The organism is Paenibacillus sp. J22P90, assembly GCF_059692195.1.
In genome coordinates this window covers 95,919-112,598 of record NZ_JCAUAY010000002.1, presented here as the reverse complement: position 1 = coordinate 112,598, position 16,680 = coordinate 95,919, and the positions used below count along the sequence as shown (strand labels likewise).

Here is a 16,680-nt window from a genome sequence, read left to right as displayed (position 1 = left end):
AACTAAGGTTCTTTAGTCTAAATTATCGGACTACATCACAAATTTGACAATATATATGATCAAAGCTAACAATCCTAAAGGGATGATAATCGCATAATATAGCGAAAGATTAACGAAAATGCTTTTTGTTTGGCGATCATATCCCGGATTACCTTCTTTATTTTTGTTCGAGTGTCCGATCGCTAAGGTTGCTACTCCACCGAAAATTAAAATGACAGTAAAGATAATATAGTAAAAGTATAACGACATATGCATCACTCCTTTATGTTCTTCAGAATCATAGTACCAGCTCATCCATCTCATGTAACCATCCAATTACCAAACGGATCTATCCATCCAATTATGTGAAAAGCCTTCCCCGCACCCTCTCAGCAAGTACCGCCGCTGATTCCAACCCAGCCCAATACAACCCCATCTCATCCTCCAGCTCTTCAAGAATCGTCCAATCCGTAAAGACCTCATGCTGAAAATAGCTGTTTTCGATCGTGTCGTTCACGATGTTCAGCGATTGAAGCGTATCCTTATCCCATAGCTTTTCATTGACCGACTTCACAACAGATAAGAACTGTGAGGTTCGACTGATCGTTTCCTGTACGTTGGGGTCGAAAGCTGTTTGAAGAAATTGGACGGCTAGTTCCACATCGCTGCATGGAGATGGCACCATAAAAGCATTGGCCAACAGCAGCGTAGCTTTCTGATCGCCAAAAGGGAGAGCGGCCACTTGTGGCTCAAAGTTTAGATTTTCGTTTCGCCATCCAGCCAATTCGATTGATGTGGTAAGCACCATTCCTGCTTTTTCATGGATAAACGCTTCTGCGCTCGGTTGATACATCGACGATAACGTAGCGATCCGCAACCGATAAAGGAGATCGTGCATAAAGGTTAACGTCTTCACAAGTGGTTCATTATGTATCATGCTGTTGAATTTGACACCGTTCTGCAGGGCAAATACAGGCCAGCGGCTGGATGAGGAATGAAGGGACAGCCCATATTGATCTACGATGCCATCGCCATCTGTATCTACAGAAAGCTGCTGAGCAGCACGAATGAAATCTTCTTTGCTCCAATTTGGATCCGGCCTAGGCACGTTATATTGATCAAATAAATTCGGATTGTACGCCAGATAAACGGGTGAAAAAGTAACCGACGCAGCGATTACGGCATCTTCACGGCGGAAGGCCGTTACCATTTTAGGATACATGGTTGATAGACTTTCGTTCAGCGGCTCGCGTAAATCAATAAAGGAATCCGCTACATCAGCCTCCATAACCTGTCGGTCGGTGACAAAGATGATGTCGGGCTGCAGCCCCATCTCACTGCTCGTCCGGATGGACGTCCAGAAATCATGTGAAGGCAAGCTCAGCAGTTTGACGTCGACGTTCGGGTGCTCTTGTTGAAACCTCTCAATAATCAACGGCATAGCGATATCGGCAAAATGGGAAGGAGAGGTAGCCACGATGCGCAGCGTTTTCCGCTGTGTCTCTGGGATGACGAGATCCGGAGCAACAATCGTGCCTTGTCCTGCTTTTTTAACGATCAAGTTCTCTTTCAGCAATTCTTCTAACGACTTTCGGACGGACGTTCTGCTCATCTGATAGTGTTTGCACAATTCGTGCTCAGACAATAGAAATTGACCAGGCTTAATATAACCGGAAAGGATTTGTTCGCGTAAAATGGCAGCCAGCTGGGAGTACCGGAATTTGCTTTCTCGTCTCATCTTGTATCATTCTTTCATTCATAGTTGGTTGTTCCATTATAGCTTAAAAAGAAAAAACATTTTCACTAGTATTTTAATCGAGTTTCAATTACGATACAAGTATGATACATGTTTGTATTTTGGAAATACGAAGCGGAGGAGTGGGAATGACAAGTTCAATTGTAAAGAACGCATATGGCGAACCCTACGTAGTTTTCGATGTGGAAGATATCAATGAAATGCTTACGCCAGAGGAATTTTGGAGTAAGCTGCCTGTACTATCCCTGCAACCATCACCTCATAACATATGGACGGTTCCTTTGTTTCGCTCGTTTTTTTGGGGATTGACGGAAATGGAAGAAAAGCATGTGACGTTCCATGTGGCCAATGACACGGTTAAAAGGGATGCTGAAACACCAGTCGTCTCCAACGCCATAGGAAAAAATGTCGAGGAACGCTTAGTCGTTGATGCATCTTTACCTTTTAAACCATTCATGACCGGTCATGATAAACAAACCCTCACCTACAGCAGCCGTTACTATCCAAGACGCATGCATGATTATGTTTTGCAGGAATATTTGCCTGCTTATGTATTAACCGAGGATGAACATTTCTGGCGCCGTGCTGAAGAACTGCTCGCCTTTCTCCGATTTACACGATGGAAAGACGACGGAACGAATGATTTTGTGGAAAAGTACTATCCCGAGGAGTCACATCCGCGTCCCGAATGGGCTGGAGGCTGGGATTATGTGTTTGATTGGGAATGGTTGGACGGATATGGCTATAACTGGAGTCTTCACGAGCCCGACCATCACGTTTGCTCAGCCATCGCCTCCCTCCATGTCCATATGTATGAGCGAACTGGTATACAGCACTATTTGGAAGATGCCAAATCGTTTGTGATGAACCAAGTTCCCCGTTACGGGTTTCATAAAGGGGTTTGGAATGGCCGTGTGTATTATTGGACCGAGTATAATCCAACGGGTAGTTCTGTCGGAAATCCGGTCGTCGATGCGACCGATAACGTAGTCGCTTTAGTCGCGATGGCGGTTGCAAAAACCGGATACTACGAATCCGACCCACTTATAAAGGGTCAATTATTGGAATACGCGCGCGGTTTATTATGGTACATCATCCGCGAGTGGGAGACGGACGGCAGATGGTTTTACGATGGGGCGGAAAATCCGATGAATGAGCGGAGATACAGGTCCCATGATATCGTCTGTATCGTATGCAGCATGATCGCGCTGGTGTATCTGTACAAAGCTGGTGCGGACATTACGCCATTCGAGCGCAGTCTGTCTGAGATGGAGGCCAAATATGCCGCCATGTCCGGTCTTTTTCAGCGCAAAGCTTATATGAAAATGGCAAAAGTTTACGACGGTCAACCTGCACCGGGTAGCGAGCTGATGTTCAGTACATATGTCCACGTAATGGGTCCAACGTTGCCTAACGTTCGTTTCAAGGATGACTTAGCGGAAGGTCTTTCCGTGCCAGACGAATTTCCTCTGCGAGTAAGCCGATTGTTGCCTCCGGATAAGCAGGTTTCTGATTGGCGGCCTGACCCCGAAACGGACCGAACGATTCTGATTACGAAGAAGCAGTTGACGGAAGGCATTGTGCTGCCATTTGAGCTACTACTGACCGGCGAAACGTATCGCATTTGCTACGCAGCACATTGTGATGAGACGTTTGACAGGCAGGGATCAGAGAATCCAGATAGCGAATTGGCATGCTGGCTCCAGGTCAAAGGCGAATCGGTATTCGCACGAACAACAACGGGAAGCTATGGCGACCGTTTGCATAGTTATACCTTGCCTTTTTCTTTACAAACGCCACTGAACAGCGCCAATTTTCTTTCTTTCGGGGCAAGGCTGCTGTTTCCATTTGCAGAAGATATCGCGGCGAAGGTGGTAGAGAGTCCGTGGCCAGAGGCGGAATCCTACGTGAATGAAGAAGCGATTGATACTACGAAATCGAGTGTGTTTTTGTACCAGGTTCAATGCTTATTCCCTTGGCAGACAGGGGGATTGCCGTTCGAGCCGGAGCAGCATATCGGAAATGGTCGGGTTTGTAAGGCTTTTGAGGTGGGGCAAAAGGTTGAAATGGAATTCCAATGGCCAGAGAATACATGTAGGGTCGAACTGTTTGCGGATTATTCCATGGGACGGGATAGGGGAATTGTTCAGGCATATATAGACGGTATCTCGATTGGCGCACCGGTTAATCAATATTGTGATGCGGAAATCTCTTTACCGGTCACGCGAATTTCGCTAGGTCAGACAACGTTGCTTAAAGGCAAGCATTTGCTGAGTTTCGAGGTCGTCGGCAAAGACCAGGCGTCCTCAGGATATGGCGTCGGGCTGCATCATGCGATTCGAATTGAGCGTGTGTTTTGAAACGGGCAGACGTATTGCTCTTGTGTTGTGTAACGCTCTGGGGTAGCAATTTTGTGTTTGCTTCCATGCTTTCACAGGAGTTTTCACCATTGTTGCTCGCTGCGTTACGATTGACATTATCCATCCTAGTTCTATTGAGCTACGGGCTGGTCACGCGAAAATTAGTCCGGATCGACTGGAAGCACTGGAAGCAATTGTTGCCGCTCGGGGTCACAGCTATCTTAATCCATCATGGCACCTTTTTTCTCGGGTTAAAAGAAACCGACGCGACGACCGCTGCATTAATCATCGCGTTGGTTCCCATTACGACCGCTATTTTAGCGGCCTTTTTTCTGAAAGAAGCCCTAACCATGCGTATTGCTGTTGGGTCAATTCTAGCGCTTGTCGGTATTTATTTGGTCATCGGCTTTGGAAAAGGGATTCAATTCAATATGGAAATCTGGTTGATTTACATCTCGATGATTGCATTCAGCGTTTCTATTATCCAGACCAAAAAAATAGCAGAAAAGCTGGATCCCTTTGTCATCACCGTCTATAGCACCGCAGTCGGCACCAGCATGCTTTACCCCGTCGTTATTGTTTCAGAACCTGATACGTATGTTAGCAGCCATATATGGGCTTGGGGCTTGCTTTTGCTATCCGCGGTAGTCATTCAGGCAATCTGTTCGCTAATCTGGGCCTACCAAGTCAAAGTAGTCGGAGCAAGCCGCGCTGCCAGCTATATTAATTTAGAGCCGTTCATCGCCATGCTCATTGGATTCCTCCTGCTGGGAACTAGTGTTAACCTTGCCCAAATGGTCGGTTCGGTCATCCTTGTTTTTGGTGTGTCATTGGTAACTTCGATGAAAAAAACTTAAGGGGATAGCCTTTGTGGCTTCCCCTAGATTGGGACGTGTCTATGGGCACGTCTATTTTTTAGTTCGTGAAATTCCTAATTATGGTAACATGTAAATTAGAAAAATTATTATGGGTTAAGTGTGGAGAGGGGGTTAAATAATCACTATGAGTACTACATTCGAAGTCTACCCTAAGGAATACGTTTCCTTTTTTAAACGAACAATCATTTATTTTGTAGATATATTAATTTTGCTAATTCCGTTGATGTTCCTTTATCGAACAACCTATTCTTTAGCTATTGAACATCAATCTAGTCTAATCTTACTTTCGAAGTGGATTATTTTATTTGGATTTAATGTGACTTGTCTTGTTATGTTCGGGGGGACGATTGGGAAATTGATTTTCAAGGTTAGAGTGGTAAATGGGAATGGAAGATATCCAACATTCTTGCAAGCACTTATAAGATATTCACCACTTATGTTTAGTGCGGTATTTGCTTTATGTAAAGAGATAATAAATACAGGAGTCGGTCCACTTCATGGGATTCTATCTAACAATTTGCTACCCATCAACATTTTTTCCATACTTGCATCACTTTTAATTATTTACGATGGTGTCTCCACTTTATTCAACGAAAAGAGAAGAGCACTGCATGATTTCATGGCGGATACATATGTAGTAGTAGCACGTCTAAGCCGAGCCAGCACACGTTCAACGCTAACTCCTGAGCACTATCCCATTGGCTCAGGATAAGAATCCACTCTAGATGAACTGAGCCAAGGGGATAGTGGCGAGAAGCGGCACCAAAGAAAGGCAGGTAACGAACAATATGGTGAATGAACATGTCATTTATGGGATACTACCACACCCTAGCGAATCAGAGCAGGTATTTGTAATAAAAGAAAATGAAGCGTGGTGTCTCCCATCCATCCAAGTGGAAGGATATCTCTCCAGTGTCTCAGCTACTAGAGAGATGTCGCGATTGTTCGGTCAGCCAGTGGTCGCATATAGGTACGTTTCTATTACACAAAACATGCAATTGAATCGAAAAGAGGGAATCTTCTTACTGGAGACCCTTGGCTTAGAAGAAGTTACACAAGCGGGAAGATGGGTGAGCAAGGAGGACCTCCCACATTTACAATTCAATCGGGTGGATCATTTGGAAGTCATTTACGAATACCTTTCTGAAGAGGAAACAGCGCTTCAACCGAGGTTTCGGCAGCCATGGGAGAGCAGGGGTTGGTACACGCAAGTCACGACTTGGATAAAAGAAGTTCTTGAATCAGCGGACATCGAGGTTGTGGCACAACCGGAACTAGTGAAATGGTGGTCGATATCGAGTGTTCTTCGGGTGGCCACTACAGAGGGGAATGTTTATTTCAAGGTAAATGCCGAGCAGCCGTTGTTCATAGATGAAGCGAAGTTTCTCCAATTCATGGGGAGGCATTACCCAGAACGTGTACCGACGGTCATTGGATCGGAACCCACCTACGGATGGATGTTGCTAAGTGATTCTGGTACAAATATGGAAAAGAATGTGCCGAATAAGCTAGCATTACTGCGCACTTTCGCAGCCATCCAACTTGATGCCATTCAACATGTCGATGAGTTGATAGAATTAGGCTGTGCGGATCGTAGACCGCATCATCTGCTTCCCTTCATTTCTCCCCTGTTGGAAGACGAACTAGTTGTATCGCAACTTACCGTGGAAGAAATGAATGAGCTTCGTGTCCAAGTACCTAAGATAAAGGAAATGTGCGCCAAACTCTCGGAATACGCAGTCCCATCCACGTTAATCCACGGCGATCTTAATCTTGGAAATGTCGTTAGCTCAAATGATGGGCTGGTCTTCATTGATTGGACGGACGCGTCCGTAGCGCATCCTTTTATGGATATGTTTTTTGTTTTTGACGAAAGTGATGAAACACTTCGAGCGCAACTGCGAGACGCATATTTGGAGCTGTGGACCGATTTCGAGCCGATGCATCGGCTGCAGGAGCTTTGGTCACTCTGTCAAGTCGTACATGCGATACACCACGCAGTAAGCTACCAATCCATCCTGAATCACACCGAGGAAAGGTCCCTTGGCGAGTTGGGCGATGGGCTACCTTTTTATCTTCGTAAGGCATTGCGCTTTCTTCGAGATCATTCCGTCTAACAATAGATTCCGGATCATGAGGGACGTTCCATACAGCAACAGGGCCACTAACCCTAAGACGAATAAATGAACGAAAGCGGCGCCAACTTAGTTGGTGCCGCTTTTAGTTTGATTTTTGCTAAAAAAAACTTTTAACAGTGGCGGTGCGATCAAGGTCGTTAAGATGATAGTAATAATCACCGAAGTAAAATACTCACTGGGCAGTAATGTGGATTGTAATCCTGTCGCTGCGATAATGAGGGCGACCTCCCCACGGGAGATCATGCCTGAACCTACGGCTAAAGATGAACGCGTAGTCATTCCAGTTATTTTTGCGCCTATAGCGCCTCCAAAAAGCTTCGTAATTACTGCTACGATCGTTAAAACAACTATAAAAATAAATTGTTTACCCACACCTTCAAATGAAACATGTAATCCGATACTTACAAAAAATACCGGCACAAAGATGGCATACGCGATAGGCTCGATTTTTGACTCCACCGTGTGTTTGAAGGATGTTTGAGAAATCGAGATACCAGCAGCAAAAGAACCAATAATGGCCGCCATGCCCATCTTATCTGCAAAATAAGCAAAGCCAAAACAAACGACAAGTGCGGTGGTGATAATAGGTTCAGTCACAGAAATACGTTGAAGAAGTTTCATGAATCTTGGGACGACCAGCCATCCGACCAGGATCGTTACGAGGAAGAAAATGATTTTTTTACCTATTAAAAGTCCTAGTGAGATATCGCTCCCGGCGCCTAAAAAGCTCATCATGAAAGCCAAAAGAATGACAACGATCACATCATCAACCACCGCGGCCCCGAGGATCGTTGTACCTTCACGCGAGTTAAGTTGATTTAAATCTTTCAGCACCTGAACGGTAATACTCACGGATGTTGCACTAAATACAATCCCCATAAAGAGAGCATTGCTCTGACCGAGTCCAAATGCCTCGGCTACCGCGTAACCACCAATAAAGGGGAGAATGATTCCCCCGATCGCAACGGCAAAAGCGGATTTCCAGGTTCGTTTGAGTTGTTCCAGATCCGTCTCCAAGCCGGCAATAAACATGAGTAAAATCACACCAATTTCCGCCATGTAATGAATGAAGTCATTGCTTTCTATCCATCCAAGGACAGCAGGGCCGATAAGAATACCGATGAGCAGTTTACCAAGAACGGAAGGTTGTCCAAGCAGCGTTGCAATGTGACCGAAAATTTTGGTGAGTAACAAAATGAGAAATAAATAGAGCAAAAACTCCAAGCAAAGCACCTCAATTGTGGTTCGTCTTGCGAATCGATATTGGAAAAGAGGTCGAATTCGTACCCCTACTATAACTTATTGTACGAAAAGTATAAAGGAATGCCAAATAAGGTTGGTATCGAGGGTTATGTCAGGTGGCGGGACAAAACTAGCCGTGTATTCACTATTTATTTTAGAGAACAATTAGGAATGAATAGTAAAGAAAACGAGACACCGACGATGTAGGCCGGTGTCTCTTTCATTTCTATGCTAAGCGATACAATCGCGCACCATGTGGCGGAACGGCCGCCGTAATGGACTCTTGAATTGTCCCAAGCTCACTTGCGGACCATAATTCTTTACATTGAATGGGTTCCTTAATATTCAATTGCTTCAAAGAAACCGTGATGTCAATCTCCGACTCACCTGTATTAAACAAAGCAGCATAGGTCTCACCTGCATCGCCTGTGGCTGTCCAAACAACGGAATCCCCTTCGCGGTAAACCAGATTAGCGTTGGAACTATTCCGATGCATGTTGAGAACGTCGCGGTTTGTAAGCAGCGTGTTGGTCCACGCATCGTTATCGCGCAGCTCTCCGCCAAACATCAGTGGCGAACGGAAAATGCTCCACAATGTCATCATCGTCAACTGTTCGTCTTGGGTGAAACGTGTCCAGCGGTCTGATCCGCCGCCATCCACGGAGCGAATGCCGATGTGGCCTAATGGCAGCATATCGCAATCCGGCCAGTTGCCAGCAGCTGGTCGGCCTTGCCATTGCTCACAGCGGTCAAACATATCAAGTAGTAGCGGCCACAAGTCCCAAAAATCATCGGTAATCCGCCACATATTCGATGTTTGCTCAAAGAAATCCGCATAGGCAACGGGAGCCGGTCCGGGAGACAAGCTTAAGACCATTGGTCTTCCGCAGCGATCAATGGCGTTCCGGATGAGCTGCATTTCAGGCTGATGCGTGTCATAAAGCCTAGATGCCGCAATGTCATCCACTTTCACGAAATCAACGCCCCATTCAGCATACAGCTCAAATAAGGAGTTATAGTACTCTTGCGCTCCTGCTTTCTTGGCATCGACTCCGTACATATCGGTATTCCATGGGCAAATCGAATTGGTGTGAGCAATTTCACGAGCGGTGGCGGATGTTCCTTTGATAGGCAAATTCTTGTGAACCGCTTCCCTAGAAATGCCGCGCATTATATGAATGCCAAATTTCAAGCCAAGACTGTGGACATAGTCAGCAAGAGGTTTGAAGCCTTGCCCTCCCTCTGCCGAGGGAAAACGATTTACAGCAGGCATCAAGCGTGCAAATTCGTCCATTTCAAGCGGAACAAACGGTCGATAACTGGAAGACACAGCGCCAGGCTCGTACCATTGAATATCGACGACGATATATTCCCAACCAAATTCTTTTAGGTGCTGCGCCATATACTCGGCGTTGCCTCGAATTTCTTCTTCACGTACGGCTGCCCCGTAGCAGTCCCAGCTGTTCCAGCCCATTGGCGGCGTAACGGCAAATTCTCTATGTGACACAAACTTATCCTCCTAAAAAAAATTATTGCTCTAATTGCCCTAATCATATCTCGCAAGGAAAAAGATGTCCACGATAATAAAGTGTGCCCGATAGTAAAATATTGCTGTCCATTATTCGAGGAATAAACGGCTGTACAGTAAACTGTCTTGCCCGCTGCGGAAAGCTCCAGGCGTCAAGCCCGTTAGCTTGGTGAATACCTTAATGAAATAGCTGCCGCTGGAATAACCAACGAGCTGCGCGATCTCCTCGATACTGTGCTCGGAATTGTGCAGTAGCTCCATTGCTCTTTCAATTCGAATGCGATTCAGGTAGGCATGAGGCGTGATCCCAACAGCTTTTGCAAACGTACGTAAAAAATGGTATTTGGAAATATGCAAATGCTCCGCAAGCTCATCCAACGATACCATATTGGCAAAGTTCGCTTCCATATAGCGGGCTGCTAAATGAACTTTCTCCGGCCATCCATCTCTGTCCCGTTTGTCGGCAGAAGCGAAATGCCCTAGCTCAGCAATAAATTGATATACAAAGGACGAAGCAATGTATGTATCCGTAATTCTTCCAGCCTGTGCCTCGGTGAATAGTTGTCGAAGAAGTCGGATCGGTGAGCTTGCAGTTGGCAGCATGGGGGTGTTTCCAATTCGCTTTTTCACATCCAGCCAATTTGGCAAAATCAATGTCGGTCGGATCAATATGTAATAAAACTCCCACGGAGTGTCGGACTCCTCATACCAATAGCGATGCTCCCCTGGAATTTCTACAAGAAATGCTCTGCCCGGAAACATGCGCTCCTTACGCTTTTCCAACTCCAACCAGCCTTCTCCACTAACCGTATATTGAAAAAGAAGAAGCGGGCCATCCGTCCTTGTTAAGCCGTCCCAATGATAAGAAGCGTGATGGATGCGTTCATACCCGACAGCAAAAAGATGGCATAAAGCAAGGGTAGCGTCTTCGGAGTACCTAAAGCCAAAATTACCATAATCAGATGAGAGATACATAAGGTTACTCCTAAAAATGACAGATTGAGTGAAATTGAATATGACTTATTTTATCACCTATTTAATCTTAAAGTGCAAACCAATCGGCTTAATTGATAAATACGATCCATCCCTATTCATTTATAATCAGCTTTAAGAGGCTATATATGAAAAGGATGGAATGCGGATGCTTAAAATCGGATTGATTGGATTAGGTTTTATGGGAAGAATGCATTTAGAAACGTACGATCGTTTAGAGAAGGAAGGCGTTCCGATTCAGGTCACTGCGCTGTGCGACTTTGATACTGCGAAGCTGAATGGGCAAACGCTGGGCGGGAATATGGATACGGGTTCGTCGACTCTAGATTTTAACCGCTATGCGAAGTATACAACCGTACAAGAGATGCTGGAGAAAGAACAATTAGACATGGTCGACATTTCGCTGCCAACGTTCCTGCATAAAGATATCTCCATCCAATGTTTGAACAGCGGCGTGCATGTGTTATGCGAAAAACCTATGGCACTTTCGGCTGAAGAATGTTCCGCGATGATCCAAGCAGCGGAAAGCAATCAGAAGCAGTTGATGATTGGACAGTGCTTGAGGTTCTGGCCAGCCTATGAATATTTGAAAGATGTTGTAGACAGCGGAGTATACGGGCAGGCCATAAGTGGCTATTTTTACCGCTTCAGCAGTGCACCTACTTGGGGGCCTTGGCTTACGCAGAAAGCGAAAAGCGGCGGCGCGATGCTAGATATGCACATCCATGATACGGATATGATCAATTGGTTATTCGGTAAGCCGCAGGAGGTTTCTGCGAATGCGCGTGTGGTCATACCTGGCAGCGGTTATGATGTCGTATCGACGAACTATCGTTATGAAGACGGTAAAGTGATCAACGCTCAAGCGGATTGGACGATGCAAGGGGATTTTGGGTTTGAAATGGGTTTTCGCGTTAATTTTGAAAAGGCTAACCTTCTGTTCACCGGGGATAAATTGAAGGTCAACCCGAACACTTCTCCTGGCTTCTATGCGGAGCTGTCGCCAGATCTTGGTTATTATTTTCAGCTGAAATACTTTGTAGAAACCCTGATCGATGGTCGTACAGTCACAACGGCTTTGCCGACTAGCACGAGAGGGAGCATTGAAATCATTGAAGCGGAAATCGAATCTGCGGACAGGAACGGAGATTGGGTGAAAGTGAAGCCATAATGGCTTCATATAGTAAGCTGCCAGTAACAGGAACTCTGTTGCTGGCATTTTTTATTTACAATATCCAACACCTGAGTTTATTACAAATTCTACTGAGTCCCTTCCATACCTATGATGACGCTTTCACCCTATACTTAGGATGTAACTTAAGGGGGGCAAGCGATGAACCATCAGCTAAACATTCGTTCGAAGAAAACGATGCAGCACCGTGTGTTTAAACAAATATTTACCAATATGACGCTTTATTTATTTTTGCTACCAGCTCTGATTTATCTAGTTGTGTTTCATTATGCGCCACTCTATGGCTTACAAATCGCCTTCAGAGATTTTTCGCCGGCCAAGGGGATCTGGGATAGCACATGGGTGGGATTAAAGTATTTTGAAAAGTTTTGGGGCTCTTACTCGTTTGGATCGTTGCTTAAAAACACGCTCCTCATTAGTATTTACCAAATGGCAGTTGGATTTCCGTTTCCGATCATATTAGCACTCATCTTAAACTACACGCCGATTCCATGGCTGAAAAAAATGACGCAGACAATCACGTACGCGCCTCACTTTATCTCGATTGTCGTCTTGGTAGGTATGATGTTCGTTTTTATGTCACCATCCAGTGGTATCGTGAACGTTATTATTCGGGAATTAGGCGGGAAACCGATCGATTTCTTGGGTGATCCTGGTGTGTTCCGGCATTTATTTGTCTGGTCTGGCGTCTGGCAGACGATGGGGTGGTCGTCCATTATTTATATCGCGACTTTAGCAGGGGTAAGCCCTGAGTATCACGAAGCGGCCATCATGGATGGCGCAACGAAATGGCATCGCATCTGGCATATTGATTTGCCCATGCTGCTGCCAACGGCGGTCATTCTTTTAATCCTAAATGTTGGACAAATTATGAATGTTGGATTCGAGAAAACCTTTCTCATGCAGACATCGCCGAACTTATCGAGCTCGGAGGTTATCTCAACGTATGTATACAAAATAGGGATACAAGGTGCGCAGTATAGTTATGCATCGGCGATCGGCCTGTTTAATAATGTGATTAACTTCATGGTATTAATAGTCATTAACAGAATCGCGAACAAAACAACACAGAATAGTTTATGGTAACCAGAGGAGCCAATTCGGATGAATAAACGTTTAGCTAAGGAAGATCGTCTATTCGACGTCATCATCATCGGTTTAGCAGTGTGTGCTTTATTGGTAACGTTTTATCCTTTATTTTTCGTTGCTATTGCGTCTATCAGCTCTCCCGAACATATTGTCGCTGGAGAAGTGCTGTTCCTTCCTAAGGGAATTGATTTCTCGGCCTATAAGTTCATATTCCAGGATAAGCGCATTTGGATGGGCTATCGAAACACGGTGATTTATACCATTCTTGGTACATTATTCAGCGTAATCGTCACGACACTTGCCGGGTATGCGCTGTCTCGGAAAGATCTGCTCGGACGAGGCTGGATTATGAAAATCATGGTGTTTACGATGTTCTTCAATGGCGGATTGATTCCAACTTATATGGTAGTTAAAGATCTGCATCTTTTGAATACGCCTATTGCCCTTATTTTGATCGGATCGATCTGGGTGTATAATATCATCATTGCAAAAACCTTCTTTGAACACACGATTCCAAAGGAATTGCTGGAAGCGGCTTTCATGGATGGCTGCAGTAATTTGCGGTTTTTCCTTTCGGTGGTGCTGCCACTTTCCAAGTCGATTCTCGCTGTTATTGCGTTATTCTATGCAGTCGGACAATGGAATTCCTATTTCAATGCACTCATCTACATGTCAAAAAAGGAATACTTTCCGCTCCAATTAATTTTGAGAGAAATCTTGGTCCAAGGGCAAGCGTTAGTGACACCTACGGATGCGGCTGAAATGGAAGCTTTTGCGGAAAAACAACGGATTGCGGAAGTCATTAAGTACGGTGTGGTTATAGTTTCTACGTTACCGATTATTTGTGTCTATCCTTTCCTGCAGAGATTCTTTGTGAAAGGTGTTATGATTGGTTCTGTGAAAGGATAGTGATTCATATGGGGGCTTATCGGGTTGTCCTGATTGATGACGAACCATGGACATTGATTTATTTGAAAAAAATATTTAAATGGCGCGAAATGGGATTTGAGATCGTCGCGGAATTTCATAATTCAATTGAAGCGCTATCTCAAGTTGAACAATTAAGCCCTGATGTGATATTCACAGATATTCGCATGCCGCAATTATCGGGCATTGAACTTATGCAAAAGCTAAGAACAAAGGGGAGTCGCAGTGAGTTCGTGATCGTTAGTGGATTCGCTGAGTTTTCCTATGCGCAGGAAGCAGTAAGATTAGGTGCCTTCGAGTATTGTCTCAAACCTATTAATCCGGAGAAAGCGAGTGAATTGTTACTCCGGCTCGCCAATCATTTGGAAGATGAGGCTTCTCAGGAGCGCGAGAAAGAAGTATTCGAAGAAAGTAATGAGGTATTCACAGAAGAGTCAGAGGAGCAAAGGAAGCTGAACTTTGACGGGTTACTTCATTACATGAGAGAGAACCTAGAGCAGAAGATGCAGCTGAAGGATCTGGCTAAACGCTTTTATCTGAATCCCAATTATTGCTGTCTACTTTTCAACAAATTTACATCTATGACGTTCTCGGAGTATTTGACGGACATTCGGATGAAGCAAGCCGCCCATTTACTGACTGAAAAAACGTTTACGACGGATGAGGTAGCCAAAAAGTCAGGCTACCCGGACTATTACTATTTCAATAAAGTATTTAAGAAATATTATGGTCTCACACCCAGAGAATACAGGAAGGTCAGGAAACGTCTATGACGAATAGATTTGCGAAATTAAAGTTGAGAAGTCAATTCGGTCTTATCGTTCTTGTTGCTGTTTTGCTAGTGGGTATCGTTCAAACCGTCTATTATGTGCAACTCACGAAAGTAACGGAACATAAGGTGGAAAGCTTTACAAGTGACAGTGTGTCTCAAGCGGTCGGAACGATGAATCTCATATTTGATAGAGCGGCTAAAGCAGCCGTTTTTTTTTCATATAGCTCCTCTGTCCAAACCTTCATGGCGGCTCGGGACCCTTTCGATATTTTTCATACCCAGAAGTATATTGAAGATATGATTAAGACGGGCATTGAAATGAATAGCGAGATTGAAAATGTGGTGCTAGTTACACCAGAATGGAAGCGAATCTATTATTACAGTGATAATCAAATATCACCTGCGCTGGATCAGCTGCAGGAGCGTATTCAACGGGACGAGGATCCGGAATCAGGATTTATATATTTACCTGGAGATGTGATAAGTAAAAAAGATTATATTGCTTATATCATGCCTGTTTACTATGCGATTCCAGATACACGTCTTGGCGAGAAATTGGGCAGCATTATTGTGTTCCTTAAACCGGCTATTTTGAAGGAATTTATTAAGCAAGCTGCACAGCCTGAGAATGTCCAATTTTACATGGAGGATTACAGGGGGCATGTCATTGCTTCAAATGTGGAGAAGACAGAGGCAGACATCACGAATTCGGGCTTAAGCAAGCATACGTTGATCAAAAAAGAGATTGGCCAAACAGGTTGGACGATGGTGGGCAATGTAAACAGGAAGAATGTGGTGCGTGATTACCAGTTTTTTAAAGGTTTTACGATGATCGTTGGCGGGATTATGCTGCTATTGCTATTTGTGCTGGGATGGGTATTCAACCGAAGCTTTGCGAAGCCGATTTCCAAGCTGTTGATGGAGATTGGCGAAGTGGGGGAGGGAGATTTTCGACATCAAATCACGTCGGGGTATCGCAGTGAAATTGGCGGCATAGCGCTTCATATTAACCGAATGCTTAGGAAGCTGGAAGGATTGACGGCCAGCCATTTAGAGACGCAACAACGTGTGTATCTCATCGAAATTAGCCGAAAGCAGACAGAGTTGTATGCATTGCGAAGTCAAGTGAATCCTCATTTTTTATTCAATACGATGCAATGTATCGGCGGTATTGCTTTGGCGAAAGAAGTACCGGAAATTGCTCAAATGACCGTATCAATGTCAGAGATTTTTAAATATGCGGTAAGAGGCGAAGATGATGTTGCAGTAAAAGAGGAAATTTTCATTGTGGAACAATATTTGCAAATCATTGATATCCGCTTTTTGGGGAAATTCCGCTGGGAGATCGATATTCAACCTGAAATGTTGTCAGTTCGTATGATGAGGATGGTACTGCAGCCATTAATCGAGAATGCGGTCTATCACGGCTTGGAAAAATCGTATAACGATGGATATCTCAGCATTAGAGGCAGAGTGACCAGCGATTATTTACTGTTTGAGGTCAAAGACAACGGTCCAGGCATGGATGAAGCTATGCTGGAGAAAATCCAGAAGATGCTAACGAATTCAGTGGAATTAGAGAAAGAAAGCATTGGCAGACAAAAGATTGGACTGGCCAACATTCAGTGGCGGATTCGAATCAAATACGGAGAACCCTACGGATTGCAAGTATCCAGTGATAATCAACATGGCACAAGTATTAAAGTAATCCTTCCTCGTGATGTATAAAGCTTAAATCATGAGTTGAATACAAATTGATGTTAACTGAGTCCATACTTTTGCCAAAAAACACATTATATAATTGCATTGTAGCGATGAAAACGCTT

Annotated in this window: 14 protein-coding genes; 9 read left to right on the top strand and 5 right to left on the bottom strand. The window is 44.5% G+C overall.

Going from position 1 to position 16,680, the window contains the following annotated elements:
• Positions 1 to 30: 30 nt before the first annotated feature.
• Both AC58UX_RS05385 and AC58UX_RS05380 read right to left on the bottom strand, forming a co-directional pair.
• Positions 31 to 294: a hypothetical protein gene (locus tag AC58UX_RS05385; RefSeq protein ID WP_497250247.1), complete on the bottom strand. Its 264-nt coding sequence runs from the start codon at positions 292 to 294 to the stop codon at positions 31 to 33.
• 46 nt (positions 295 to 340) lie between these two features.
• Positions 341 to 1,717 carry an extracellular solute-binding protein gene (locus tag AC58UX_RS05380; protein ID WP_497250245.1) on the bottom strand — a complete coding sequence of 459 codons (1,377 nt, stop codon included), beginning with the start codon at positions 1,715 to 1,717 and terminating at the stop codon, positions 341 to 343.
• A 146-nt stretch (positions 1,718 to 1,863) separates the two neighbouring features.
• Here AC58UX_RS05380 and AC58UX_RS05375 point away from each other — a divergent pair, with 146 nt between their 5' ends.
• The 4 genes from AC58UX_RS05375 to AC58UX_RS05360 all read left to right on the top strand — a co-directional run bounded on the left by AC58UX_RS05375 (position 1,864) and on the right by AC58UX_RS05360 (position 7,090).
• A complete protein-coding gene (locus tag AC58UX_RS05375) occupies positions 1,864 to 4,095 on the top strand; it encodes a hypothetical protein (RefSeq protein ID WP_497250243.1) in 2,232 nt (743 codons plus the stop codon).
• Positions 4,092 to 4,952 carry a DMT family transporter gene (locus tag AC58UX_RS05370; protein ID WP_497250241.1) on the top strand — a complete coding sequence of 287 codons (861 nt, stop codon included), beginning with the start codon at positions 4,092 to 4,094 and terminating at the stop codon, positions 4,950 to 4,952. Before AC58UX_RS05375 ends, AC58UX_RS05370 begins: the two co-directional genes overlap by 4 nt.
• A gap of 145 nt (positions 4,953 to 5,097) precedes the next feature.
• The gene (locus AC58UX_RS05365; RefSeq protein WP_497250239.1) at positions 5,098 to 5,685 is read left to right on the top strand and encodes an RDD family protein; all 588 of its coding nucleotides are present in this window, start codon (positions 5,098 to 5,100) and stop codon (positions 5,683 to 5,685) included.
• Positions 5,686 to 5,719: 34 nt separating this feature from the next.
• On the top strand, positions 5,720 to 7,090 hold the full coding sequence (locus AC58UX_RS05360) for a phosphotransferase (RefSeq protein ID WP_497250237.1): 1,371 nt from the start codon (positions 5,720 to 5,722) through the stop codon (positions 7,088 to 7,090).
• A gap of 87 nt (positions 7,091 to 7,177) precedes the next feature.
• Here the strand turns inward: AC58UX_RS05360 and AC58UX_RS05355 are convergent, their stop codons facing one another.
• From AC58UX_RS05355 to AC58UX_RS05345, 3 genes are all read right to left on the bottom strand, one after another.
• Positions 7,178 to 8,335 (bottom strand): cation:proton antiporter, encoded by a 1,158-nt coding sequence (locus tag AC58UX_RS05355; protein WP_497250235.1) that lies wholly within the window; start codon positions 8,333 to 8,335, stop codon positions 7,178 to 7,180.
• A gap of 244 nt (positions 8,336 to 8,579) precedes the next feature.
• The gene (locus AC58UX_RS05350; protein WP_497250233.1) at positions 8,580 to 9,860 is read right to left on the bottom strand and encodes a glycoside hydrolase family 27 protein; all 1,281 of its coding nucleotides are present in this window, start codon (positions 9,858 to 9,860) and stop codon (positions 8,580 to 8,582) included.
• A gap of 111 nt (positions 9,861 to 9,971) precedes the next feature.
• Complete coding sequence (locus tag AC58UX_RS05345; protein WP_497250231.1) at positions 9,972 to 10,856, bottom strand: AraC family transcriptional regulator; 885 nt, start codon at positions 10,854 to 10,856, stop codon at positions 9,972 to 9,974.
• Between the two features lie 166 nt (positions 10,857 to 11,022).
• Here AC58UX_RS05345 and AC58UX_RS05340 point away from each other — a divergent pair, with 166 nt between their 5' ends.
• The 5 genes from AC58UX_RS05340 (at position 11,023) to AC58UX_RS05320 (ending at position 16,582) form a co-directional block, all read left to right on the top strand.
• Complete coding sequence (locus AC58UX_RS05340) at positions 11,023 to 12,045, top strand: Gfo/Idh/MocA family protein (protein ID WP_497250229.1); 1,023 nt, start codon at positions 11,023 to 11,025, stop codon at positions 12,043 to 12,045.
• A 162-nt stretch (positions 12,046 to 12,207) separates the two neighbouring features.
• Complete coding sequence (locus AC58UX_RS05335; protein ID WP_497250227.1) at positions 12,208 to 13,152, top strand: ABC transporter permease; 945 nt, start codon at positions 12,208 to 12,210, stop codon at positions 13,150 to 13,152.
• Positions 13,153 to 13,170: 18 nt separating this feature from the next.
• Entirely contained in the window at positions 13,171 to 14,064 is an 894-nt protein-coding gene (locus AC58UX_RS05330) for a carbohydrate ABC transporter permease (protein ID WP_497250225.1), read from the top strand.
• An 8-nt stretch (positions 14,065 to 14,072) separates the two neighbouring features.
• Positions 14,073 to 14,855 carry a response regulator transcription factor gene (locus tag AC58UX_RS05325; RefSeq protein ID WP_497252075.1) on the top strand — a complete coding sequence of 261 codons (783 nt, stop codon included), beginning with the start codon at positions 14,073 to 14,075 and terminating at the stop codon, positions 14,853 to 14,855.
• Positions 14,852 to 16,582: a sensor histidine kinase gene (locus AC58UX_RS05320; protein WP_497250223.1), complete on the top strand. Its 1,731-nt coding sequence runs from the start codon at positions 14,852 to 14,854 to the stop codon at positions 16,580 to 16,582. Before AC58UX_RS05325 ends, AC58UX_RS05320 begins: the two co-directional genes overlap by 4 nt.
• The last annotated feature ends 98 nt before the right edge of the window (positions 16,583 to 16,680 follow it).